The sequence below is a fragment of the Aeromicrobium phragmitis genome (assembly GCF_003674095.1).
GTDB classification, from domain to species: domain Bacteria; phylum Actinomycetota; class Actinomycetes; order Propionibacteriales; family Nocardioidaceae; genus Aeromicrobium; species Aeromicrobium phragmitis.
In genome coordinates, this window is record NZ_RDBF01000007.1 from 32,956 (window position 1) to 56,125 (window position 23,170).

General features: G+C 66.3%; 26 protein-coding genes and 1 pseudogene. 10 read left to right on the top strand and 17 right to left on the bottom strand.

Annotation, left to right across the window (positions count from 1 at the left end; translation table 11 throughout):
- Positions 1 to 13: 13 nt before the first annotated feature.
- Entirely contained in the window at positions 14 to 1,633 is a 1,620-nt protein-coding gene (locus D9V41_RS10395; RefSeq protein WP_243697243.1) for a DUF262 domain-containing protein, read from the top strand.
- A 35-nt stretch (positions 1,634 to 1,668) separates the two neighbouring features.
- On the opposite strand, the gene D9V41_RS10400 is transcribed toward D9V41_RS10395, so the two are convergent.
- Positions 1,669 to 2,535 carry a hypothetical protein gene (locus D9V41_RS10400; RefSeq protein WP_121794502.1) on the bottom strand — a complete coding sequence of 289 codons (867 nt, stop codon included), beginning with the start codon at positions 2,533 to 2,535 and terminating at the stop codon, positions 1,669 to 1,671.
- A gap of 4 nt (positions 2,536 to 2,539) precedes the next feature.
- A complete protein-coding gene (locus tag D9V41_RS10405) occupies positions 2,540 to 4,210 on the bottom strand; it encodes an N-6 DNA methylase (RefSeq protein ID WP_166375998.1) in 1,671 nt (556 codons plus the stop codon).
- A gap of 510 nt (positions 4,211 to 4,720) precedes the next feature.
- Here D9V41_RS10405 and D9V41_RS10410 point away from each other — a divergent pair.
- Positions 4,721 to 5,755, top strand: a complete 1,035-nt coding sequence (locus tag D9V41_RS10410; protein WP_133434168.1) for a hypothetical protein — start codon at positions 4,721 to 4,723, stop codon at positions 5,753 to 5,755.
- Positions 5,756 to 5,822: 67 nt separating this feature from the next.
- On the opposite strand, the gene D9V41_RS10415 is transcribed toward D9V41_RS10410, so the two are convergent.
- Both D9V41_RS10415 and D9V41_RS10420 read right to left on the bottom strand, forming a co-directional pair.
- A complete protein-coding gene (locus D9V41_RS10415; RefSeq protein WP_121794505.1) occupies positions 5,823 to 6,152 on the bottom strand; it encodes an antibiotic biosynthesis monooxygenase family protein in 330 nt (109 codons plus the stop codon).
- A gap of 62 nt (positions 6,153 to 6,214) precedes the next feature.
- Positions 6,215 to 6,559, bottom strand: coding sequence for a DoxX family protein (locus D9V41_RS10420; RefSeq protein ID WP_208006826.1), 345 nt, complete (start codon positions 6,557 to 6,559; stop codon positions 6,215 to 6,217).
- Positions 6,560 to 6,833: 274 nt separating this feature from the next.
- Between D9V41_RS10420 and sigJ the strand changes: the two genes are divergently transcribed.
- Positions 6,834 to 7,763 (top strand): RNA polymerase sigma factor SigJ, encoded by a 930-nt coding sequence (gene sigJ, locus D9V41_RS10425; RefSeq protein ID WP_208006827.1) that lies wholly within the window; start codon positions 6,834 to 6,836, stop codon positions 7,761 to 7,763.
- A 22-nt stretch (positions 7,764 to 7,785) separates the two neighbouring features.
- Here sigJ and D9V41_RS10430 read toward each other — a convergent pair whose 3' ends face one another.
- Positions 7,786 to 8,358 (bottom strand): dihydrofolate reductase family protein, encoded by a 573-nt coding sequence (locus D9V41_RS10430; RefSeq protein ID WP_121794506.1) that lies wholly within the window; start codon positions 8,356 to 8,358, stop codon positions 7,786 to 7,788.
- A gap of 71 nt (positions 8,359 to 8,429) precedes the next feature.
- Between D9V41_RS10430 and D9V41_RS10435 the strand changes: the two genes are divergently transcribed.
- Positions 8,430 to 8,996, top strand: a complete 567-nt coding sequence (locus D9V41_RS10435; RefSeq protein ID WP_121794507.1) for a TetR/AcrR family transcriptional regulator — start codon at positions 8,430 to 8,432, stop codon at positions 8,994 to 8,996.
- 9 nt (positions 8,997 to 9,005) lie between these two features.
- Here D9V41_RS10435 and D9V41_RS10440 read toward each other — a convergent pair whose 3' ends face one another.
- From D9V41_RS10440 to D9V41_RS10480, 9 genes and pseudogenes are all read right to left on the bottom strand, one after another.
- Positions 9,006 to 9,773, bottom strand: coding sequence for a MerR family transcriptional regulator (locus D9V41_RS10440; RefSeq protein ID WP_121794508.1), 768 nt, complete (start codon positions 9,771 to 9,773; stop codon positions 9,006 to 9,008).
- Positions 9,774 to 9,787: 14 nt separating this feature from the next.
- Positions 9,788 to 10,561 (bottom strand): ABC transporter permease, encoded by a 774-nt coding sequence (locus tag D9V41_RS10445; RefSeq protein WP_121794509.1) that lies wholly within the window; start codon positions 10,559 to 10,561, stop codon positions 9,788 to 9,790.
- Complete coding sequence (locus D9V41_RS18600; RefSeq protein ID WP_279432346.1) at positions 10,558 to 10,719, bottom strand: hypothetical protein; 162 nt, start codon at positions 10,717 to 10,719, stop codon at positions 10,558 to 10,560. Before D9V41_RS18600 ends, D9V41_RS10445 begins: the two co-directional genes overlap by 4 nt.
- Before the next feature lie 85 nt (positions 10,720 to 10,804).
- A pseudogene (locus D9V41_RS18605) lies at positions 10,805 to 11,107 on the bottom strand (ATP-binding cassette domain-containing protein); the annotation flags it as partial.
- The gene (locus tag D9V41_RS10455) at positions 11,104 to 11,478 is read right to left on the bottom strand and encodes a DUF1048 domain-containing protein (RefSeq protein ID WP_121794510.1); all 375 of its coding nucleotides are present in this window, start codon (positions 11,476 to 11,478) and stop codon (positions 11,104 to 11,106) included. The pseudogene D9V41_RS18605 and the gene D9V41_RS10455, both read right to left, overlap by 4 nt.
- Before the next feature lie 183 nt (positions 11,479 to 11,661).
- On the bottom strand, positions 11,662 to 12,021 hold the full coding sequence (locus D9V41_RS10460; protein ID WP_121794511.1) for a nuclear transport factor 2 family protein: 360 nt from the start codon (positions 12,019 to 12,021) through the stop codon (positions 11,662 to 11,664).
- Positions 12,018 to 12,479, bottom strand: coding sequence for an SRPBCC family protein (locus D9V41_RS10465; RefSeq protein ID WP_208006828.1), 462 nt, complete (start codon positions 12,477 to 12,479; stop codon positions 12,018 to 12,020). Before D9V41_RS10465 ends, D9V41_RS10460 begins: the two co-directional genes overlap by 4 nt.
- Positions 12,476 to 13,027, bottom strand: coding sequence for an ArsR/SmtB family transcription factor (locus D9V41_RS18490; protein ID WP_243697233.1), 552 nt, complete (start codon positions 13,025 to 13,027; stop codon positions 12,476 to 12,478). The genes D9V41_RS10465 and D9V41_RS18490 overlap by 4 nt, the downstream gene beginning before the upstream one ends.
- A gap of 27 nt (positions 13,028 to 13,054) precedes the next feature.
- Positions 13,055 to 13,633: a dihydrofolate reductase family protein gene (locus D9V41_RS10480; RefSeq protein ID WP_121794512.1), complete on the bottom strand. Its 579-nt coding sequence runs from the start codon at positions 13,631 to 13,633 to the stop codon at positions 13,055 to 13,057.
- Positions 13,634 to 13,733: 100 nt separating this feature from the next.
- Here D9V41_RS10480 and D9V41_RS10485 point away from each other — a divergent pair, with 100 nt between their 5' ends.
- Together D9V41_RS10485 and D9V41_RS10490 are read left to right on the top strand one after the other, a co-directional pair.
- Positions 13,734 to 14,399 carry a winged helix-turn-helix transcriptional regulator gene (locus D9V41_RS10485; RefSeq protein ID WP_121794513.1) on the top strand — a complete coding sequence of 222 codons (666 nt, stop codon included), beginning with the start codon at positions 13,734 to 13,736 and terminating at the stop codon, positions 14,397 to 14,399.
- Positions 14,400 to 14,549: 150 nt separating this feature from the next.
- A complete protein-coding gene (locus tag D9V41_RS10490; RefSeq protein ID WP_121794514.1) occupies positions 14,550 to 15,161 on the top strand; it encodes a dihydrofolate reductase family protein in 612 nt (203 codons plus the stop codon).
- Between the two features lie 13 nt (positions 15,162 to 15,174).
- Here the strand turns inward: D9V41_RS10490 and D9V41_RS10495 are convergent, their stop codons facing one another.
- Positions 15,175 to 15,630: a hypothetical protein gene (locus D9V41_RS10495; RefSeq protein ID WP_121794515.1), complete on the bottom strand. Its 456-nt coding sequence runs from the start codon at positions 15,628 to 15,630 to the stop codon at positions 15,175 to 15,177.
- Between the two features lie 99 nt (positions 15,631 to 15,729).
- On the opposite strand from D9V41_RS10495, the gene D9V41_RS10500 reads away from it, so the two are divergent.
- The 3 genes from D9V41_RS10500 to D9V41_RS10510 all read left to right on the top strand — a co-directional run bounded on the left by D9V41_RS10500 (position 15,730) and on the right by D9V41_RS10510 (position 19,831).
- Positions 15,730 to 16,158, top strand: a complete 429-nt coding sequence (locus D9V41_RS10500) for a Fur family transcriptional regulator (protein ID WP_208006829.1) — start codon at positions 15,730 to 15,732, stop codon at positions 16,156 to 16,158.
- Positions 16,159 to 16,182: 24 nt separating this feature from the next.
- The gene (gene katG, locus D9V41_RS10505; protein WP_121794516.1) at positions 16,183 to 18,402 is read left to right on the top strand and encodes a catalase/peroxidase HPI; all 2,220 of its coding nucleotides are present in this window, start codon (positions 16,183 to 16,185) and stop codon (positions 18,400 to 18,402) included.
- Positions 18,403 to 18,580: 178 nt separating this feature from the next.
- Positions 18,581 to 19,831 carry an amidohydrolase gene (locus D9V41_RS10510; protein WP_121794517.1) on the top strand — a complete coding sequence of 417 codons (1,251 nt, stop codon included), beginning with the start codon at positions 18,581 to 18,583 and terminating at the stop codon, positions 19,829 to 19,831.
- Between the two features lie 20 nt (positions 19,832 to 19,851).
- Here D9V41_RS10510 and D9V41_RS10515 read toward each other — a convergent pair whose 3' ends face one another.
- Complete coding sequence (locus tag D9V41_RS10515; RefSeq protein ID WP_121794518.1) at positions 19,852 to 20,805, bottom strand: helix-turn-helix transcriptional regulator; 954 nt, start codon at positions 20,803 to 20,805, stop codon at positions 19,852 to 19,854.
- A 108-nt stretch (positions 20,806 to 20,913) separates the two neighbouring features.
- Between D9V41_RS10515 and D9V41_RS10520 the strand changes: the two genes are divergently transcribed.
- Positions 20,914 to 21,339, top strand: coding sequence for a VOC family protein (locus tag D9V41_RS10520; protein WP_121794519.1), 426 nt, complete (start codon positions 20,914 to 20,916; stop codon positions 21,337 to 21,339).
- Between the two features lie 27 nt (positions 21,340 to 21,366).
- Here the strand turns inward: D9V41_RS10520 and D9V41_RS10525 are convergent, their stop codons facing one another.
- Complete coding sequence (locus tag D9V41_RS10525; RefSeq protein ID WP_121794520.1) at positions 21,367 to 23,136, bottom strand: thiamine pyrophosphate-requiring protein; 1,770 nt, start codon at positions 23,134 to 23,136, stop codon at positions 21,367 to 21,369.
- Positions 23,137 to 23,170: the final 34 nt, after the last annotated feature.

The window sequence follows — 23,170 nt, forward strand, 5'->3', positions numbered from 1 at the left end:
GTTGTCAGTTGTTGTGAACGGCTCGTTTAGTAGAGACTTGGACCTTTTGTCCCTGCTCGATGGAATTGATGCGGGTACGGTTGCGCTCCCGAACTTTCAAAGAGACTTCGATTGGAACGAACCTGACGTCGTCAGTCTATTGGCAACGGTATTATGTGGATGGCCCGCTGGCAGTTTGCTCCTGATGTCCGGCGACCCATCCTTCTTCAAGGTTCGCGAGTTCGATTCCGCGCCGCCTGTTCGTCGTGCCGCGCTTGAATACGTCGTACTCGACGGCCAGCAGCGCTTGACTAGCCTCTTCCACGCTTTCCGCGGCGCGGGCGACAAAATGTATGCGATAAAAGCCGAGTTGGCAGCGGATGGGCTTAGGACCGCGGAGGCTGTAGAGGACGCTTTAGTGGTGCTCAAGGAGAGTGAGTTGGCGCGCCCAGATACCCAGGCGGCACTCCGCGAGGGTAGGCTAGTTCCGCTCTCGGTTGCGAGGACGCCGGCCGACTTCTACGAGTGGCGTGACGAACTAGTCGAGGCGCTACCAGCGGGTGAGAGGCCCGAGGTCTCAAGGAGGTTGGCGACGCTCTACAAGAACATTCTGAGTCATGCGCACAGGTACAAGTTTCCGTCCATGTTACTTGGCCGTGGCCTCCAACCGGAAGCTGTAGCGCGAATCTTCGAGCGCATAAACAAGACGGGCATGAGGTTGTCGACCTTCGACCTACTCGTTGCGCGTTCGTACACCGAGGATTGGAACCTTCGGGAGGTGTGGGAGGCAGCGCGTGAGGAGCGGCCCAATCTCGATAAGTTCATCGGAGAAGATGGGCTTGCGGTTGCACAAATCATCGCCTTGCGAAGCGCGTTTCAGGACGTTCGCCAGCCAGCCGTTCTACGACTCAGTCCAGACGACGTTCAAAGGGAATGGGATCGCCACGTTGATGCCATGGACGCGGCGGCCGCTTTTCTCGCGAGCCTCGGGTGCGCAGACATCAGTTGGCTTCCCTACAAGGCGCAACTACTGCCTCTCGCTGCGCTGGCTGTGGACCATGACCTCGAAGAGAGCCGAGAACTGCTGATCGCCTGGCTCTGGGGAAGCTCCTTCTCGTCGAGTTATGACACGGCGTCCAGCACCGTAGCCGTGGACGACTACGTGTGGTTGAGAGCTGCCATTGCGGAAGGCCTGGGCCAGATTCCGCGCTACGAAATATCGCGACAGCGCCTCCGGACGGCGACGAGAAGCAATAGCGGTGCCCTTTGGCGGGCCGTGCGGCTGCTGATTATGTCCCGGCAGCCTTGGGACCTTGTTACTGGAGCAGAGCTCTTCAACGAGGCGAGCGACAACCTTTCAATGGTGAGTGTGCTTCCTCGCACTGCGCTATCGGCAGACGCTCCGGCTCCGCATCTTCTCGCCATGGGACAGGTACTCTCCGAGAAAGCGGGAGTTCGGGGACTGCGCTCCCGGCCGCTCGGGCTGCGTTCGGAAAAGGAAGTAGACGTACGGGCGCTGGAGCGGCAGCTTCTGCCTACTGACGAGCTCGGCAATCACCTTTTCGATTGGCCGCTCCTGATTCGTGAGCGGGTTGCGCGTGTAGAAAGCCTGCTCACCGAGATTTGTGGGCCCACGGTCACTTTCCGTGATTGAGAGTGCTACCCGGGCCGGGTGGGAGCAGGTCCCCGCTACAGACGAGTGCTTTGGTGCGCAGTTTCGCGATGCTCGGCGATCTCCGCGGCAATTAGGTCGAGGACGGCATCGAGGCTTGTTACTCTCTCAGCGACCCGGGTAGCGTCGGTGGCGGGCATATACCCGTCGCCGGCGTCATTCGTAATAAAACCATAGACTCCCACCCGGTCGAGGTAGGTTTCCGTGAGTTCCCGTGCCTGCGTCACCATGTACTCGTGCTCTGTTGGAGTTTCTAGCCGGCCTGCCCAGATCGCATAGACCTTCGGCGCGGCATTCTGGCGCCAGTGCTCCCAATTGCGAATACCCGGGCTGTTGCGTTGTCGATAGAGCTTTAGATCGGTGGCTTGGAACTTAAGTTCCTTCCTGCGGTTCGTCCAATCGGACCTAACGCTGCGAGCTGGCGTGTCTGCAAACGCTGGAGCGCCGGTCAGCTTGGCCTCACAGCACACGATCGGTTCGGTAGCGACGCCGATGTCGGGGGCTGGCCATGCGATGTCGATCTGGTGGAGTTGCGAGAAGCCCTTGACCTGCGCCCGGGGGGCCAGAGGGCTCTCGGTCTTGTTGCTGAGGATGGCGGTGATGATCTCAGAGAAGAAATTGCCCTTCTTGCGATAGATGCCGCCAGCGAGTTGCTCGGCAGAGTAGCCTGCCACCTTCGCTCCCGCTGGTGCGCGAGGGATCACTTGCTCGATCCGATAGGTGTCGATGCTCCAGAGCAGTCCGAGGAACTGGCTTTCGATCTCCTGAAACCGAGTGACGTTGCGGTCTTGAATGTGAGCCTTTAGATCAAGGAGCCGCTCGCCGGGAACGCCGACTAATCGCTCTATTCGTTGCTGATCTTCGGGATTGGAGGACTGAGCCATGGGATCATTCTGCCCGACGTAACCGCCGTCGCCGAAGATCACGGGCTGCAGAGAGCAACTGTGCGATCTCAGCTTGCCCGAGGCCGCACGCAGCACCTAGTACGGCGGCGTCGACACGTTTCGAGACCTCGGTCCAGGAGCCGTTTCGCAACTGGCGATCGAGCTGGGGCTTGAGAGGCTTGAGCTGTTCCCAAGCGCTCTCCATTACCTCGGGTCCTGGCAGGGGCAGCGAGGCAGCTTCGCGGGGTTCCATTTTGAGAATGCCGCCTCCGTATGAGCGCCCGTTCACCTCGGCGCCGAGCATAGTCACGGAGTTCAGGCACATGAACGGCAACGCAGCAGCAGCTTCTCTTGGAACGCTGTCTTTCAGAGTCACACCGTGCATGGAGTTCAGGAACCCGGCTTTAGCTGTGTTCGCAATGAGCCGGGGGTAGTTGTGGCTCATGTAAGTGAAGAACAAGTCCGGAATGGGAGCGAGCGGTGGTCGCCACCAGGGTGTGCGAATCTTGCACTTGTACGCCTGATCGACACCGATAGACTCTCCGTGAGTTGTGTAAGCGACGCGGGCCTCGGTCTCGTCGCTGGCATCGGGCCGGAACAACCAGACTCGCTCGCCCGAGTCGCGCAGCGCCCGCCACTGCTGAATGGTAAAGGCGGAGCCTCGCAGGTGTCGTGTCCCTGGTGGACTGATGCGCACGAGTTGGGGCTCCTCTAGCCCGTACTCGAGACGGGTTGCCTCGCTCATTGCGAAGAAAGAGTTGCCACCAGTCACCGACCCAAGGGTGGACGTCCCGTAGTCGCTGAGCGTGGTGAAGTGCGATGACGTAATCTCGCGGTACAGACCGCGAGCAGTATTCGGGATGAGGATATCCGTCCACTTTCCCGACTCGGGAGGGGTTACGTTTCGTTGCATGTAGGGACGTACTTGTGCAAGGTCTTCGGCGGACTCGACGTGCCACAGCGAGAAGGCGTCGCAGCCGCCTCGTCCTTCAGCGAGAAGTAACACGACGTCGGCGAGCGCGTCATTAAACTGGAGGCGCTCGAATAGCACTAGGTTGACGCGCTCGAACCGCTCCTTGAGCCAGCGCCGAATCGGTTCGGCATATCCAACCGTTAGAAGTTCGGCGGGTAGCACCATCGCAAGTCGTCCGTCGGGTTTCAAGAAGCCCGCGGCGTGCGCGAGGCTCGCCGCCCACGAAGAAGCGAGCCCGTTTAGTCGTACGCCCTGCCGCAGCGCAGCGGTCACTGACGATTGACGTGACGCACCGGAGTGCTGCTGGTAACGGACGAATGGCGGGTTCCCGACCACCGCGTCAACGTACTCAAACGGAGATCCGAGTTGGTCGGGCGTGGGTACCAGGAAAAAGTCTGAAGCGATCAGGCGGGCGCTGAGTGCCTTTTCCGCGAGAAGTCGCTCAGCCTCACGCAGCGACGCCTCGTGCAGGTCGATCCCAAAAACCTGGCTGTCCAGATCGCTCGTCTGCCGTCCTAACGCCTTGAGCTGTTGCCCAGCAGCCATGAGGAAGGCGCCGTCGCCGCAGGTTGGATCTAGCACCATCGCCAGGGGGTCGTCTCGAATCGCCCAACCTGTCAAATGATCTGCAATCGCGGGCGGTGTGAAGAATGCCCCCCTGGACTTGCGGAGCTCCGCGTTGTCGCCGGGAAGGTAATCCATGCCTCCCAGCATACGGTCGGCTTCCGAACCCTTGAGGATGCCTCGCCACGGCTCACGAGGACGCGCCTTTTTAGCCAATGTCGTCCTGCCTCACACTCGGTTACGCATCAAGAGGATATTGAGCTCCATGATGCTTCTTGCCACTGACATTGACATGGGAAAGAGCAGGAAGGGTCGCGTGTCGGAGGCGTATCGGTGTGGCCAAACGTTCAATTCGCTAGGTCCTCGGGGAGGTTCGTGTGTCGACGAACCGGGCGGCCAACTGGTCGGCGGAGTCCGGTACCCGGGCACTTCCCTCGGCCGCACGCACACCGATGCGGCCGTCGGCGAGTTCATTCGTCATTTAATCGCCAGCCATGCAATCGTGAACGTGGACGAGAAGTTCGGGCCTGTGTGATATGGACGTGCGGTGTTCACCTCTGGGCGAATCGTAGCTAACTCACAACCGCGAAGCACGCAGAACATCCAGCCCGCGGCGATTCCGTCCGCACTTCGTCAGGACGGAGCACGATGACAGAGCCCACCGCCCAGGCAGCCTGGCTGAGAGGGCGTAGCTGGCTCATCGTTGTCATTGCCGTGGGGCTCGTCCTGGTCGTCATCGGCGCGCGGTACGGCCCTCAACTTTTGGAACGCAGTGAGGCGGCCGTGGTCGCGACGAGTGCGGCCGAAGCAGCGGAAGCCCTCCCCGGGGTCACGTCGGCTGAGGCCACGGTGGATCAGCAATTCCGCAGTCACCGGCGCGTACTTCGGGAACGACTCAACGGGTCCGTCAGCCCCCGTGGCGAGGTCACCATAAACGTCGTCCTGGCATCGGACCTGGACCCGGAGCAACTCGCCGCGGTGCTCAGGCGCATTCGCCAGGACTTGTCAGACCCAGCGCTGGCGCGGCACGCGGTCTCGGTCAACTACACCCAGCTCGGCAGCGAGCGGCGGATCTTCGACGGGTGGGGCGTGGTGCAGCCGCTGGCCACTCGATCCGATGACGAGCTGAGCCGGATCGCCGGTTTCGCGCTCGATCTCCCTGACGGCGCCTGGTTCGATCTCGATCCGGCCACCTTCGAGCAGGGACAGTTCATGGACGCCGGGCCGCCGCTGTACGACGAGATCCTCGGACGCGACGTCCACGAGAGTTTCACCGCCGGGGCTCGCCTCGATCTCGCGGCCGCGGACTTCCTCGGCGAAGCGGCGCGTCTGACCGATGTTGCAGCTGATGTTCTCGACGGTCCGACCGCCTTGTACCTGGTGGGCCGGAACGACACCACCGTGCTGACGACGACCGAACTGCCGGGGCTCAATGAGGCATTGCGCCAGATCGCCGCGCGAGCCGCCGAGGGCGACGCCGACGCGCTGGACGTGTCCTTCGACGCCGAGCGCGTGTGGACGATTGGCGGAGACCTCGACGGCACGGTGAAGGCGACGCTCACGCTGGACGTCGCCGGCACCTGCGCAAACGACGATCTGTACGCCTCGTTCATCAGCGACGCGGCCAGGATCTTCGACGAGCAATCCATCGAGCACACCATCGGCGTCGCCGGCTGCCCGTAAGCACTTCAGACCCAACGACTCGCGGGGGAGCGCAGCAGGTCTCAACGGAGACGTGCCGCTTCGCCGGTCAGGAGCCGAAGACGAGGGGATCGGCTCGTCCGGGAAACTCGCTGACGATGGTGTACACGCGCGGATGGGCCTGGGCGAGCGCGGCGGTCCTCTTGGCGTACTCGGCCGCCTCGGGGTCGCCCTGCGTGGACTTCACGTCGTCGGCGCTCTCCCACTGAGCGACGTTGATGACGCAGCTCTTGTCGAAGCTCGCGAGCAGAGTGGCCGAGATGAACCCTGGCCGCTTCGAGATGATTCTCTCGGTGCCCTCGACCAGCAGGTCGATCACCTCCTGCTGCTTCGACGGTTCGACCTCGATGACGTTGATGAACGTGACGGGATTGGGCATGGTTTCCTCTCATTCGTGTTCGGTGACCGGTTGCGTGGGACGAGTGAGCAGGCGTCATCACGTCACGGCCGTGCCGTCATGACGAGTGCGAAGTAGATGGCGGAGCCCGCCGCGAGCGCGAGGAAGACGAGTGGGAACGCGAGGTTGTGCAGGACTGACGCTCGTATGTGGGCACCGACGGCACCTACGTAGAACATGACCAGCGCTAGTGCGGCGGTGAGCCCGAGCAGTGTGACGCCGATGAGCCCGATCACCAGTCCGACCGACCCGGCGCCCTTGAGTGCCGCAAGATAGGGCAGTGTCGTGGGGCTCAACCCGACCGCGGCGGAGTTGGCCAAGACGAAGCCGGCACGTTTCAGGTCGGCGCCGACGATGAACACATTCGCGCCGACGCATGCGACAGTCACTGCAGCGAGTGTTGTGAGGGCGGATTCAGTCAAACCGAGCACCGCCTGAGACCGGCCGGCTGGTCGATTCGCTCGTTCATGCTCCTTCTCACCTCCAGGGCCGTTGTCGTGTCATGAGGGAGACGACGCCGCGTGTCGAAGTGTGAGGTGACGTTCACGGCAACCCGATCCGGGCGCTGCCACCTCACACTTCGCCGGCCCGTTTCGTCTCTTTGACAGATGGCGTGATCCGATGAGCGGGTGTGCCGCGTAGGGCGCGAAGGAAGGAGGGGGAGTGTCGGCAGGAGCCGCATCGCAGTCCGGTGAACCGCCGGAGCTCGTCGACGCGATCCGCGAACGCAGTGTTCTGCTCGGCTTGAGCTACCGCCTCCTCGGTTCCCTCGCCGATGCCGAGGACGCGGTGCAGGAGACCTACATCCGCTGGCATCGCCTCAGCGATGATGAGCGCCGCAGCATCGCGAATCCCCGCGCGTGGCTCATCACAACGGCCAGCCGCATCGGGCTCGACATGCTCAAGACGGCCCGTGCGCGTCGAGAGCAGTATGTCGGCGAGTGGCTTCCAGAGCCTGTTCCCGTGGCCGCCCGATGGAGCAGCCAGGGCGCATCAGGCGCGGTAGATCCTGCCGAGCGCGCAACCGTGGGCGACTCGGTCGAGATGGCGCTGCTGATCGTCCTGGAATCGATGACGCCCGCTGAGAGGGTGGTGTTCGTCCTCCATGACGTGTTCGCCTACACCTTCGTGGAGATCGCCGGCATCGTCGGACGGACGCCAGCAGCATGTCGTCAGCTCGCGTCGGCCGCCCGGCGCCGCGTCGGTGACCACCAGCGCCGACCTGTGCCGCGCGCCGAGCATGTCGCAGCCGTGCGATCGTTCAAGGCTGCGTGGCAGACCGGAGACCTCGCCGGGCTGATGGACGTGCTCGATCCTGGCGCCACCGCGATCACCGACGGCGGTGGCCTCGTCTCCGCGTCCCTCGAGCCGCTGCACGGAGCCGAGGACATCGCGAGGTTCTTCGTCGATGTGCTCGCCCGACAGCCCGGCCTCACCATCCACGAAGAACTCGTCAACGGTGAGCCTGGGCTCGTGACAACTGACGGAGCGGATCGCACGCTCGCCGTACTCGCCTTCGCCACGACGGACGGCGGCACGATCGAGCAGGTGTGGGCGGTCCGCAACCCGCAGAAGCTCGCGAGCTGGAGCTGAGCCGACTGAGCGTCGGCCCGTCTCAGGCGCGTGCGTATTCGGCGAGCACGACGCCGGATTCGTACGGGGTGATGGCGAGCGGACGCAACGCCGCCGGGTCGTACGACCTGTCACCGAACAGGCGGACTCCGTCGCCGAAGAGCACCGGGTTGAGTTTCAGCGCGAGGCGGTCGATCTCGTCAGCGAGCTGAGCGGCAAGCGCACCGCCCCCGCAGAGCCAGATGCCCCCGCCGTCCTCAGCCTTCAGCTCGCGAACGACCTCCAGCGGGTCGCGATCGGTGAACTCGACGTCGTCGGCACCTTCGGGACGCTCGTGGTCACGAGTGAACACGATCTGGCGCAGGTGGCGGTAGGGGTTGGGCAACTCGGGAAGGCCGACGGCGTAGGTGTTCCATCCCATCAGGACGGTGTCGAACGGCCCGTTCTCGTACTCGAGGCCCGCCGCGTTCGCGAGTTCCGTTGGCGCGGTGCCCCGGTACTTCTGCCAGATACCGGCGGCATGGTCGCCCTCGAACAGGAACTGGTCGAACTCGCCGGCGGGGCCGGCGATGAATCCGTCGGTGCTGACAGCGACGTAGTAGGTGAGTTCTCGCATCGGATCTCCAATCACAACAGGTGCAGTGATTGTGACCATAGCAGGTGCTGTGGTTGGACTATCCTCGACTCATGGTGAAGAACGATGAGCGACGCAATGCCCTGGCCGACGCCGGTATCGCGGTCCTGGCTCGCGAGGGCTCACGAGGCCTTACCCACCGCGCGGTGGACACCGAGGCCGGCGTTCCGCTGGGGACGACGTCGAACTACTTCCGCAGTCGCGAGCGGCTCATCCACGGGTTGTTCGAGCGGATCGGCACGCGGCTCGCGCCCACGCCGGAGGTCCTCGCCGGGCGAGCGTCCGAGCAGCCGAGCCGCGCGCTGTTCGCTCTCTACCTTCGCGACATCGTGCAACGTCTGATGACCCATCGAGAGGTCACCCTCGCCCTCTACGAACTGCGCCTCGAAGCCGCCCGTCGGCCCGAACTGGCAGGCGCTTTGGGTGACTGGCAGCGTGCTGGGCTCGAGGCCGACATCGCCTTCAACGAGGCAGCCGGCCTCCCCGGAGGACGCCGCGAGATCGCCCTGTTCCACTACGCGATCGAGGGCCTGGTGTTCGACCGGCTCACCTCGCCCATCGACCCTGACACTCCCACCGATGAGGTCGTGGACGCGTTGGTGAAAGGCCTTCTCCCGTGACGTCAGTCGTCACGCCTTCGTCGGGACCCGCTCGATGCGGGTCCAGCCCCTCCAGCCGCGCTGCTCCAGCAACTGCATCACGCGTTCGGCGGCAGGCGCGGATTCGGCGGTGTTGGTGTCCAGCAGATTCACGAACTGGTCGTCGAAGCCGAGCTCGCCGGTGCGGCCCTCTTCTGTCGCACGCGTGATGATCCGGTCGAGGATGTCGGCGAGTTCCTCGGTGCGCGGGTCGTCGGCCGACCAGTCGAGGGCTCCGCTCAGCAGACTGTAGAGCCGGACGAGGTCGGGGTCGTCGAGGTCGCGGTGCTTCTGTTCGATGATGTCGTCGATCTGGCCGGGTAACTGCGCGGTGACCAGGATCCATGCGTCGCGTTCCTTCTCGATGTAACGCTCCTCGACGCCCAGCCCGCGCAAGCGATCGAGATAGCCCACCACCGACGCGGGCAGTGCCAGGTGGTCGCCGGCAGCGAGCCGGGCGAGGCGCTTGCGCGTGTCCTGGAGGCGACGGATCTCGGTCCGCAGCCGCTTGTCGATCCCCTGGACGCGGGCGGCGAACTCCGCCAGTTCCGCGTCCAGGAGATCCTCCACCTGCGCGAGGGGTACACCGGCGCTGGCCAGCACGTGCACCCGGATCAGCTGCACCACCGCGTCGGCGTTGTAGCTGCGGTAGCCGGACCGGTCGCGCTCGGGCTCGGGAAGGAGCCCGATCTTGTGGTAGTGCCGGACCGCGGCCACCGTCACCCCGGCGTACGCGGCGAGCTGGCTGATCGTGAGCATGGCCCCACCCTGCCTCAGGAAATCTTCCGGCGGTAGGTCACGGCCGCGCAGGCGTACCCCACCACGAAGATGCCGACGCACCACGCGAGGGCGACCCAGGTGCCGTCACCCGCCGGCTGCCCCGTGAACAGATCGCGGATCGTGTTCACGATCGCCGTCACCGGCTGGTGCTCGGCGAACCAGCCCACCGGTCCGGGCATCGAATCGGTCGGGACGAAGGCGGAGCTAAGGAATGGCAGGAAGACGAGCGGGTACGAGAAGGCCGTCGCACCCTCCATCGACGACGCCGACAAACCGGCGATGACCGCCACCCACGTGAGCGCCAGGATGAACAGCGCGAGGATGCCGGCCACCGCCAGCCATTCCCCGATCCCTGCTCCGGTCCGGAATCCCATGGCGAGGGCGACCGCCACCACGAGCACCACCGAGATGACGTTCGCGGTCAGCGAGGTGAGCACGTGCGCCCAGAGTGCGGACGACCGCGCGATCGGCATCGAATGGAAGCGGTCGAAGATCCCTCCCTGCAAGTCGGTGAAGAGACGGTAGGCGGTGTAGGAGACGCCCATCGCGACGGTGATCAGCAGCACGCCGGGCAGCATGTAGTCGATGTAGGAGCCCGAACCGGCCTGCGGACCGGTCTCGATGGCGCCGCCGAACACATACACGAACAACAGCATGATCGCCACCGGCATGATGGCCGTCGAGATGATGGTGTCCGGGCTGCGGGTGACGTGCTTCATCGAACGTCCGGTGAGCGCAGCGGTGTCGGCGAGGAAGTGCATGCTCATGACGTTTCCTCCTTCTGGTCGGTGGGTGTGGCGAGGGCGTCGCCGCGGGTCTCTCGGGCTCCGCCGCCGACGAGGGTGAGGAAGATGTCCTCGAGCGACGGTTGCTTCTCGACGAACTCGACCTTCGCCGGGGGAAGCAGCTGCTTCAGCTCCGTCAAGGTCCCGTCGACGAGGATGCGTCCCTCGTGCAGGATCGCGATGCGGTCGGCGAGTTCCTCGGAGTCTTCCGACGAGTACCAGGTTCTCCCGACCGCTCAGGATGCCGTCGACGGCGGCGAACTGCCCGGTGAGACTGATGGACTGACGGACCTCAGCCGGCTGCGTGCCGACGTCGAAACCGTTGACCTCCGCGGTTCCCGCGTCGGCCTTGAGCAACGTGGCCAGGATCCTCACTGCGGTGGTCTTGCCGGCGCCGTTGGAGCCGAGCAGCGCGAAGATCGTCCCGCGCTCGACCTCGAAGTCGACCTCACGGAGCACCTCGACGTCCCCGTACGACTTCGTCAGGCCGTCAACCCGGATCGCGGGGGAGGAGGTCGGCGCTGTCATGCGTGTGCCTTTTCCTGCTGTGCTTCTGCGGCGGCGATCGTCGCGATCAGCCGTTGATGCTCCGGGTCGGTGTGCTCGCGGTCGGCGTACGCGGCCGCGAGGTCGTCGGCATAGCGGACGGGATCGGCTCCGACGACCGCGCGGATTGGCCGTCCGTCCGCCGCGGCACGTTCGAACTGGTCGGCGAGCTGCTCCAGCATCGACATGAGCGCGTCAGCGCGCGTGACCGTCCCGCGCGACAGGAGGTAGCGCTCCAGCCCGTCGGCGGCCGTGCCGTATGCCGCCGGCAGGGCCTTCACGCGCGCCTTGTACTCGCGCCATCGCCGCTTGTCGCTCATCTCGCCCACGACTTTGTCGAGGAAGTTCGTCATCGTCCTGCTCCTTGACTCAGTGCTCGCCCGCCTCGCGCGGAGAGCTCATGTCATGAGCATGGAGGGTTGATGCAGCATCAAGGTCAAGCGCGAACTTTCGAGAGTTGGCGCAGCTGGCGGCCGTCGCGACTCGCCCTCCTGGTTCAGTGCCGGAATCCCTCCCGGCCGGCCAGGCCTGTCGCGCTACTGCGGGAGCGGCACGACGTACGAGTCGACGCGGGCGATGAGCCCCTCGCGGAAGGTGAAGAGGTCGTTGAACGCGAACCGGAACGGCGTGTGGCCGACCGTCTCGGCTCGACCTTCACCCGTGGTGATCACGACCGGCCCGTCTTCGAAGACTCGCTGGACCGTGAGCTCAGGGCCTCCGATGAAGGCAGGGTTGTCGATCTCGCTGTCGAATTCCGCTTTGCCGCGGGTCGTGCGGTGTCCGTGAATCACCCACTCGACGTCGTCGGTCACAGTGGCCAGGATTCGTGCGTGATCGCTGGCGCGGAACCCGTCCATGTACTCGTTCACGAGAGCGCGTTGCGCGGTGTTCGTCATGACGTGACCTCTCCTTTCGAGTCCTGGGCGCCGAGGTGGGCGGCAAGGGCATCGACCATCGAGGCAAGGCCCTCGCGCGCCTGGTCGGTGCGAAGCTCGGCGGGAAGCTTGCTCTGGTGGATCGTGAGGAAGCTCGCGGCGCCGTCGGCCTCGATGGAGATGCTGGTGCGGATGCCGGTGGCCGGTTCATCGAAGGCCAACCTCGTCGGTTCCTCGACAGCTAAGTAGATGAACCGCAGCCGGCGCACCTCTCCGTCGGGGGACCGTGTGTCGAGTGAGAACTCGCCGCCCGAACGTAAATCGATCCGGACCGAGTCGGCGGGAACCGTCGCGTGGGACCCACCCCAGAACGCCGCGACCCCTCCCGCCGTGGTGAAGGTGCGACACACGACCTGCGGCGGGGCCGGAAGCCTGCGCGCGGCGATGAGCTGGTCACCGCGAAGTTCCGTCGTGGTCATAATGTCTCCGATTCCGACAGGTGGGCTTCCAGGGCCGAGAGCCGGTCGTCCCACGCCCGGCGTTGGTCGTCGATCCACGTCGAGAGCGACTGAAGACGTTCGGTGTTGAGCCGGCACGGACGACGGGTGCCGTGGACTCGCTGGTCCACGAGCCCGCAACGGCGAAGCACGCCGACGTGATGGGAGATGGCCTGCTGGGTGAGTTCGAACGGTTCGGCGAGTTCGGTCACCGTCGCGTCGCCGTGGGCCAGTCGGGTCACGATAGTGCGCCGGACGGGGTCACCAAGAGCGGCGAAGGCGGCGTCCAGGCCATCGGTGTCGACAGTTGAGAGCATGTCACGATCGCTCGCCGATGCCAGCATCTGCGAGAACGACCGGTAGGTGTTCGCTCCCAGGACGAGTCGCAGATCCTCGTTGTACTGCCTGAGGCGGTGGTCGAGGAACTCGGGGCTCTGCTTGCCCCAGTAGCCGCCCCAATCGCCGTCGTCGCTGTAAGAGCCGAACCCGTCGAGGCTGCTGAAGACGTCGAAGGTGTAGGTCGCGGTCATGGTGGTCCTTGTTCGTGGGTGGTGCGGTCAGGCGCTGCCGGGGCCCGGGGGGAGCGGGGCGTCGAGCACGCGTGGTCGGTAGTCGAGGAGCTGAGCTCCTCCTGGGAAGGTGCGGGTTTCGACGAGGTCGAGGACGACATCGGGATAGCCGCCGTAGATGCGCTCCTGTCCGGTCTTCCCGGTGATCACCGGGAAGACCACGACGCGAAATCGGTCCACGAGTCCTGCTGCGAGCAGTGATCGCGACAGTGAGAGACTGCCGAGGGTCGACAGCGGACGTTCACTGTGCTTCTTCAGTTCCCGGACGGCTTCGACCGCGTCGCCACGCACGAGCTGCGAGTTCTCCCACTCCAACGGCTCGCTGAGAGTGTTCGAGAAGACGATCTTCGAGGCGGTGTCGAGTGCGTCGACGCTCTCCTTCTGTGATGCCGCAAAGCTATGCATGAGCCGGTACGTGTTCGCTCCCATGAGCAGCGTGCGCTGGTCCGGGGAGTTCTCAGCCAACCAGTCCAGGTACTCCCGGTCTTCGAGGCCCCACCAGCCGGGCCAGCCATCGGCGGCGCCGTAACCGTCGAGCGAGGTGATGTAGTCGATCATGAGTTCCATGAAGGCTCCTTGCGCGGGGTCCTCGACCGGACCCGTCGCCCGTGTACTGCATAAAGTAAAGCAAGAAGCATTTTCTGAAGTCAACGGGTAGTCTTGCCCCATGCCAACTCGTGAGTACGGCCAGTTCTGCGGTCTGGCGCGCGCCGCCGAGGTTATCGGTCAGCGCTGGACGTTGTTGATCCTTCGTGATCTGTCGGTCGGGCCGCGGCGTTACTCCGACCTCACCGCGGGCCTGCCGGGCATCCCTTCCAATCTCCTTTCGACCCGGCTCAAGGAGCTGGAGCGCGATGGGTTGATCGTGCGAGAAGCGAGGGCAGGTGGCGACCGCTCCATCGTGTATGCCCTCACCCGGCGCGGGGCGGACCTGCAGCCTGCGCTGGACGCGATCTCGCGTTGGGGCGCCGCGGACATGCGCGAGCCGCGTGAGGGTGAGATCGTCACGGAGGCGTCCCTCGTGTCGGCCCTCCGGGTCGCGGTCCGCGAGGATGCGGTGCCTGCCCGCTCCCTGACGTTCACCGTCAGAGCCGCGGACGCCGCCGCTCATGCGCTCGTCCGAGATCGGACTGTGGAGGTGCGGCCCGGGCCGGCCGCGGACGCGGACCTCGTCATCACCGCCGGCCCGGGGCTTCGGGACCTGCTGGCAGGGGTCCTCGAGCCGGACGAAGCGATGGTGAGCGGCGCGGTGGACGTCGACGGGGATCCCGGCCTTCTGAGGGACTTCGTGTCGATTTTCAACGTTCCCTACGCGTCAGGTGATGAAGCGTGAGCCGTCCGGAAAGTCTGACGGTTCCCCGCGCACCCGAGTTCGTGGTGCCCGAACTAGTTCGTCCGCGCCGAGATCGTTCGATGCGGGCTCAGCCCGTCCAGCCGCGCTGTTGCAGCAGCGTCGTCAACCCCACGACACGATGAGGAAGAAATGACTGTTATTGCAAGCCTGAGCGTCTCTCTCGACGGGTTCTACACGGGACCGGACCCGAGCGCGGAGAACATGATGGGCACGGGCGGTGCCCCGCTGCACGGGTGGTTCGCCCACGATGTCGCCGATCGGCACCAGCTCACCGCAGACGACATCCTGCGCCCAGAGTTCGAACGCACGGGCGCTCTCGTCATGGGCCGAGACAGCTACGAGCATGCCCAAGCCGCCTGGGGTCCGCATCCGCCCTTCGAGATGCCGATCTTCGTCGTCACCAGCCGTGCCCGCGAAGCAGACGTGCGCGACGGTTCGACGTTCCACTTCGTGACCGAGGGGTTCGAGTCCGCGATCGCTCACGCTCAGCAGGCTGCAGCGGGAAAGGACGTCGGACTCCACGGTGGCGGAGCGGTGCGCCAGGGCCTACGTACCGGTCTCCTCGACGAACTTCAACTCCACCTTGTCCCGGTCTTACTCGGGCGAGGGCGCCGATGGTGCGATGAACTCGACAGCGCGTCCGTCGAGCTCGACATCGACCGTGTCGCTGAAGGTCCCGGCGTGACCCACCTGCGGTATCGAGTCCGTCGGGACGCTCGACAGCTTTCCCGCGCGCGCTGAGCGCGGCGGGCGGTCAGAGTTCGACGGTGACGGTGGCCAGGTGCGGACCACCGCACTCTTCGGTGCCGCCGACCCGCACCCACTCGGGCTGCACGTGCTCCTCAGCGAGGATCGTTCCATCGGGTCGGTAGGCCCGGACCGTCAGAACGTCCGGGGTGCTCATGTTCGTGGTGAAGACCCACTCCTGAGTCTCGGGCGGTGCCAGCGTCGCGTCCGGCGACGGATGCCCCTGACCGGGTGGTGCGCAATCTCCGTCGACGCAGAGCTCGACGCTCGCGACCGGCGAGGACTCCCCGTCGAACTGGACGGATACCTCGTTGAACCAGCCGATCGTCGTGCAGGCCGTTCCTGACGGGGAGCAAGCGGCGAGGACACCGAGAGACGCTGCGCCCGCGACGATCAGCAGGCTCCTGCTCGTGACGGCGCCTCGTCGCCGAGGACGGCGGGGGACACGGCGAGGCCTGTTCATGAACCCATCGTGCAGGGTCCAGGTGCACGTTCTCCACCGCTTCGGCGCGTGGCACCGCTTCTCTTGACCGGTTCCAGTGAAGGGCCCAGACTGGGTGAGGTGTCGACGGCTGCCGAGTTCGCGGAGCAACTGCGGACTGCTCACCTGCGCGTGACGCGCCCTCGCCTAGCGGCGCTGGCGGCGGTGCAGGCCCGGCCGCACGCCGATACGTCCTCGATCATCGACGCCGTTCGCGCCGAGCTTCCGAATGTCTCGCACCAGGCCGTCTACGACTCGCTGAACACCCTGACCGACATGGGGCTCGTGCGGCGCATCCAGCCGGCCGGTTCGGTGGCCCGGTACGAACTGCGGGTCGGGGACAACCACCATCACCTCGTCTGCCGCTCCTGCGGCGCGATCGAGGACGTCGACTGCACGACCGGTGAGGCGCCCTGTCTCGCTGCGCCAGCCGGCCACGGTTTCCTCATCGACGAGGCCGAGGTCGTCTTCTGGGGCCTGTGCCCCGACTGCTCCACCGCAAGTTCCTGAATCAGCAACGCCGGAAGGAATCCCATGACCGACCAGTGCCCCGTCCACCGCGAAGGCGTGACCGAACACGGCAGCGAGAGCGAGAACCCGGGCATCGATTCGCCGGAACCCGTGGTGCCGAACCCCCGCACCATCCGCGACTGGTGGCCCAATCAGCTCGACCTCAGCGTGCTGCACCCGCACTCGCCGCAGGCGAACCCGCTCGGTCCGGACTTCGACTACTCCGAGGAGTTCACAAAGCTCGACGTCGAGGAGCTCAAGGCCGACCTCGTCGCCCTGATGACCGACTCGCAGGACTGGTGGCCTGCCGATTTCGGCCACTACGGCGGTCTGTTCATCCGCATGAGCTGGCACTCCGCCGGCACGTACCGCATCACCGACGGCCGCGGTGGCGCGGGTGACGGGGCGCAGCGCTTCGCGCCGCTCAACAGCTGGCCCGACAACGCCAACCTCGACAAGGCCCGCCGGCTGCTCTGGCCGATCAAGCAGAAGTACGGCCAGAAGCTCTCGTGGGCCGACCTGTTGGTCTTCGCCGGCAACGTCGCCCTGGAGTCGATGGGCTTCAAGACGTTCGGCTTCGGCTTCGGGCGCGAGGACATCTGGGAGCCCGAGGAGATCTTCTGGGGCCCGGAGGACGCCTGGCTCGGCGACGAACGCTACGTCAGCGAGTCCGAGATGATTCCCGACGTCGGTGCCACCGAGATGGGCCTCATCTACGTCAACCCCGAGGGTCCGCAGGGCCGTCCCGACCCGGCGGCGGCCGCGCACTTCATCCGCGAGACCTTCGCCCGCATGGCGATGAACGACGAGGAGACCGTCGCGCTCATCGCCGGCGGCCACACGTTCGGCAAGACGCACGGCGCCGCCCCCGCCGACGACTACGTCGGCCCGGAGCCCGAAGCCGCGCCGCTGGAGAACCAGGGGCTCGGCTGGCTCAACCGGTACGGCTCGGGCAAGGCCAACGACACCATCACCAGCGGCCTCGAGGTGACGTGGAGCCAGACCCCGACCCAGTGGAGCAACTACTTCTTCGACAACCTCTTCGGTTACGAGTGGGAGCTCGAGCAGAGCCCCGGCGGCGCGAACCAGTGGGTCGCCAAGGACGCCGAGCCGAGCGTGCCCGACCCGTTCGACCCGGAGACGAAGCACAAGCCGACCATGCTGACGACCGACCTGGCGCTGCGCTTCGACCCCGCCTACGAGGAGATCTCGCGTCGGTTCTGGCAGAACCCGGACGAGTTCGCGCTGGCGTTCGCCAAGGCCTGGTACAAGCTGCTGCACCGCGACATGGGGCCCGTCTCGCGTTACCTCGGCCCGTGGGTCCCGGAGCCGCAGATCTGGCAGGACCCGGTGCCGGAGGTCGACCACGAGCTGGTCGACGACGGCGACGTCGCCGACCTCAAGCGGCGGCTGCTCGACTCCGGACTATCGATCACGCAGCTGGTGAGCACCGCGTGGGCTTCGGCGGCGAGCTTCCGCAGCACCGACAAACGCGGCGGCGCCAACGGTGCTCGCGTCCGGCTGACGCCGCAGAAGGACTGGGAGGTCAACGATCCGGCCACGTTGACGACGGTGCTGCCGGTGCTCGAGCAGATCCAGCAGGACTTCAACGCCGCGCAGACCGGCGGCAAGAAGATCTCGCTGGCCGACCTCATCGTGCTCGGCGGCACCGCTGCGGTCGAGCAGGCAGCACGCAACGCGGGCGTCGAGATCACCGTGCCGTTCCACCCCGGTCGCACCGACGCCTCGCAGGAGGACACCGACGTGGAGTCGTTCTCGGTCCTCGAACCGAGGGCCGACGGTTTCCGCAACTACCTGAGCGAGGGCGCCAAGCTCCCGGCCGAGCAGCTGCTCGTCGACCGGGCGTACATGCTCAACCTCACCGCGCCCGAGATGACGGTCCTGGTGGGTGGCATGCGGGCCCTCGGAGCCAACCACGGCGGCACGAACCACGGTGTGTTCACCGATCGCCCCGGCACCTTGACGAACGACTTCTTCGTCGCGCTGCTCGATCAGAACACCGAGTGGACGTCGGTTGCCGACAACGTGTTCGAAGGGCGCGACCGGACGACCGGCGAGGTGACCCGCACGGCCACCTCGGTCGATCTGGTGTTCGGCGCCAACTCGCAGCTGCGCGGTCTCGCCGAGGTGTACGCCAGCGGTGACGGCCAGGACCGCTTCGTGCGGGACTTCGCCGCGGCGTGGGTCAAGGTCATGGAACTCGACCGCTTCGACCTGCGCTGAGCTGATCCACCGCAAGGAGCCCCCGAGCCGGCAGGTGTCGGGGGCTCCTTCAAGTCGGCGTGAGCTGCCGGCTTGCGCCGAGCGACATCGCTTTTTACGCTCGAATTGCGGCGTCGGTCCCCCCGACACTGAGGCGCCTCCTCTCGATGCTGAGCAATTCAGCAGAACGAAGGCCGACATGAGCGCCAATGACACCGTCACCTCGAGTGCTGCGAGCCTCGAAGAGCTTTACCGCGACTTGCACCGGCACCCCGAGCTCGGGTTCCAAGAACACCGCACCGCGTCGATCGTTGCGGAGCGCCTCACGGCACTCGGTTACGAAGTGACGTCGGGGGTGGCACAGACGGGCGTGGTCGCGATTCTGGCGAACGGACCCGGGCCGACGGCGTTGGTGCGCGCAGACATGGACGCCCTCCCAGTGAGGGAGGAGACGGGGCTGGACTACGCGAGCACCGCGACCGCGACCGACGCATCGGGGACCACTGTCCCGGTAAGCCATGCGTGCGGCCACGATCTGCACACGACATGTCTACTCGGTGCTGCCGCGCAACTGGCTGCCGACCGTTCGTCGTGGACCGGCACGTTGATGCTGGTATTCCAGCCCGCCGAGGAGCTTGGATCCGGTGCCCAAGCCCTGGTCGACGACGGACTGTTCGAGCGGTTCCCGAAGCCTGACGTCGTCTTGGGACAGCATGTTGCCCCGTTGCCCGCCGGGAAGATCGCAGCTCACGCGGGTGCGGCATATGCGGGTTCGGACTCGCTGCGTGTGCGGCTGATCGGTCAGGGCGCACACGGCTCGATGCCACAGAATTCGATCGATCCCGTCGTGATGGCTGCCGAGACGGTGCTGCGCCTGCAGACGATCGTCTCGCGCGAGTTGGCGAGCACCGATGTCGCGGTGCTCACGGTCGGTGCGCTGCACGCGGGCAATGCGGCCAACGTCATCCCGGGGGAGGCCACGCTTCTGCTCAACATCCGCAGCTACACCCCCGCCGTGCGCCAGCACATCCTCGAGAGCGTTCAGCGGATCGCCCACGGCGTCGCAGCAACGTCGGGCGCTGCGCACGTTCCGTTGATCGAGGAAATCGAGCGGTTCCCCGTCGTCGTGAACGATCCGGAGGCGCTCGCGACCACCTTCGACGCATTTCGCGATTGGTTGGGCGCCGACCAACTGCTCGAGCCAGGTGCCGGCGCCGGCAGCGAAGATGTCGGCATCCTGGCGACGAGCGCCGGCGCACCGCTGTCGTTCTGGCTTCTCGGTGGCAGCGACCCGTCGCTGTTCACGATCGGCGACATGACCGACCCGGCACTCCTGACGATCCCGTCCAACCACTCGCCGCACTACGCTCCGGTGATCGAGCCGACGCTCTCGATCGGGGCCACCGCGCTCGTCACGGCCGCACGAACCTGGCTGGCACCTGCCCGATGACCTCCGCCCGCTCCGCAGGCTTACCGGTCGGCGGTCCGGGCGTAACGATCGGACAAAGTCCCGAAGGCGTCGGCGAGCGCGATCGGTGCGGGCTCGGACAACTCGGCGTCGAATCGTCCGAACCAGGTGGCGAGCGCGATCCAGGACCACGACCCCGCGGTCACCCGGCACCGGCCGTCCCCGAGGTCCGCGACGGTCCCGTCATCGGCGAACGGAGCGACTCGCTCCGCAGGGGCGGCCAGGGTGACCGAGCCCGAGCACGGCCACCGGTCCTCACCCTCCGAGCCCTTGAACAGCCCCGCGACGAACGCGGCCGCGTCCCCTCCGGGCACCTCGCGCGGCGTGAACCGCGGTCCAGCAGGAATCCGCGGAGTCAACCGGTCGAGCCGGAACGTCCGCCACGCGTCGGTGTCGAGATCCCAGGCGAGCAGGTACCAGCGTCCCTGTGACATCACGACGTGGTGCGGCTCCGCGGTGCGCGCCGGTCGGTCATTGTCCCCGGCGTACGTGAACCGCAGCCTCTCGTGTCGGTGGATCGACGTGGTCACGGCGACGAGCGACTCAGGGGCGATCGGAGCAGGAGACCGGTGCGGCAACGACGCGACCTCGATGCTGTCGACCCGATGCCGGAGCCGGGATGGGAGCAGCTGCCGCACCGTAGCGAGCGCTCGCCGCGCGGCGTCGTCATCGTCGATGCCCTGTGCGGTGGCCAGCTGCAGCGCGACGACCAGTGCCACGGCCTGGTCGTCGTCGAACAGCATCGGCGGCAGCTGGGACCCGGCGTCGAGTCGATACCCGCCAGCAGGTCCGCGAACGGCCGTGATCCGGTACCCCAGCTCGCGCAGATGGTCGATGTCGCGGCGCACGGTCCGCGGGGTGATGGCGAGCCGCTCGGCGAGCGCCTGCGCCGGCCAGACGCGGGGCGACTGCAACAGCGAGAGCAGCTGGAGCAGCCGCGAGGTCGGCGTGGACATGTCGCCACCCTACGGCCGATAACGGACCGAATCTGACCGCTACCACTGCGATCGTCCTCGTATTCACACCACGGCGGCGTCGACCGCCCTGAGCTAGGAGACGATCACATGTCCGTCAATGTCACTCCCCACCTGAACTTCCGCGGCGAGGCCCGAGCTGCACTCGAGTTCTACCAGTCGGTCTTCGGAGGTCAACTGGCCGTCGTGACGTACGCCGACACCGGCAACGTCGCGGCCGCCGAGGAAGCCGACCAGGTGTCGTGGGGGCAGCTCGCATCGGAGGCAGGGTTTCGGGTCATGGCCTACGACGTGCCGTCCGGAACCGACTGGCAGCCCGGCGTCATTCCCTTCTTCGTGTCCGTCCGCGGCGCCGACGCAGAGGAGATCACGCGGTACTGGAAGGCGCTGAGCCAGGACGCGACTGTCGTGGCCGCGCTGGCTCCCGCGCCGTGGGCACCGTTGTACGGCATGCTCACCGACCGTTTCGGCGTCACGTGGGTGCTCGACGTCGAAGCCGCGTGGGACGCCAGCTGACACCACGGACGGCGGTCCGCAGCGCGGTCACTCCTCGTGCTCGCGCTGCTCGTGCAGGAGGTCGGCGGCGCGGTGCCCGTCGGCCTCCTGCTCGATGCCCTGCAGCGTCTTCTCCACCTTCTCGGCCGACTGACGTGGAGGCAGCAGGGGAGTGTCTCGATCGACCACGGCTTCGATGACGACGGGTCGGTCGGCGGTCAACGCCTGCGTCCACGCGTCGGCCACCTGGCTCTCGTCGTCGACGCGGATGCCCCTCAGCCCCAGCAACTCCGCGTACTCTGCGTAGGGGAAGGCCGGGACCTCTTGCGAGGTCGGGAACCGGGGGTCGCCTTCCATCTCGCGCTGCTCCCAGCTCACCTCGGACAGGTCGCCGTTGTTGAGCACGAGCACGACGAAGCGCGGGTCCGCCCAGTCCTGCCAGCGTGTCGCGACGGTGATGAGCTCGGACAGCCCGTTCATCTGCATGGCGCCGTCGCCGGCGAGGGCGACGAGAGGCCGGTCCGGGTGCAGCAGCTTGGCGGCGATCCCGTACGGCATCGCCGATCCCATCGAGGCGAGCGTGCTCGACAGATGCGCCGGTACGCCCGGTGGCAGCTGGACGTAACGGGCGTACCAGTACACGACCGAGCCGACGTCGACCGACACCTGGGCATCGGCGGGCAGGTGCGCGCTCAGCTCCTGCACCACGCGCTGCGGATTGAGCGCGGCGGTCTCCTGCTGGACGCGCTGTTCGGCCACCTCCTGCCAGGTCTGCACGAACCCCTCCACCTCCGAGCGCCAGCCCTGCCGTTCGGGGAGCAGGGGGAGGAGGGCGTCGAGCGTGTCGGCGGTATCGCCCACGAGCGCCACTTCCACCGGGTACTTCGCGCCGATGTTGCGCGCGGTGATGTCGATCTGCACGGCGCGGGCCTGGCCGGGGGCCGGGTAGAACTCCGTCCAGGGGTCGTTGCTGCCGACGATCAGGAGGGTGTCGCAACCCGCCATGAGGTCGGCGGAGGCGGTGGTGCCCAGATGCCCCATGACGCCGCAGTGATACGTCAGCGACTCGTCGAGCGCCGGCTTGCCCAGCAACGACGTCGTGACGCCTGCGCCGAGACGTTCGGCCAGTGCGCACACCTGATCGGCCGCTCCCACCGCTCCCTGTCCGACGAGGACGGCGACGCGTTCACCGGCGGCGAGGACGTCAGCCGCATACTGCAGCTGCGGCTCGTGAGGAGCGTGGTGTCCGCGGGCGAAGGCCGTGGAGGACGCGACCAGTCCGTGGGCCTGCTGGTCTCCCTCGGGCAGGTCGGCCTGCTGGACGTCGTGCGGGACGATGACACACACCGGGCTCGAGGTGGCCCGGGCGGTGCGGAAGGCGTCGTCGAGGACGTGGGGGAGCTGTTCGGGCGACATCACCGTCTGCACGTACTGGGCGCACACGTCCTTGAAGAGCGTGTGGAGGTCGACCTCCTGGAGGTAACCGCTGCCGAGTGCCGTGCTGACGACCTGGCCGACGATCGCGACGACGGGTTTGCGGTCGAGCTTGGCGTCGTACAAGCCGTTGAGCAGGTGGATCGCGCCCGGCCCCTGCGTCGCCAGGCACACGCCCACCTCGCCGCTGTACTTGGCGTGGCCGGTGGCCATGAACGCGGCCATCTCCTCGTGCCGCGCGGTCACCAGCTCCACCTGGTCCTCGCGCCGCCGCAGCGCCGCGAGCAACGGGTCGATCCCGTCGCCGGCGAAGCCGAACACGCGACCGACGCCCCACTGCGTCAACCGCTCCACCATGCCGTCTGCCACCGTCGGTGTATCCATGCATCGACCCCTCGCGCCGGACGTTCTCGCCCGT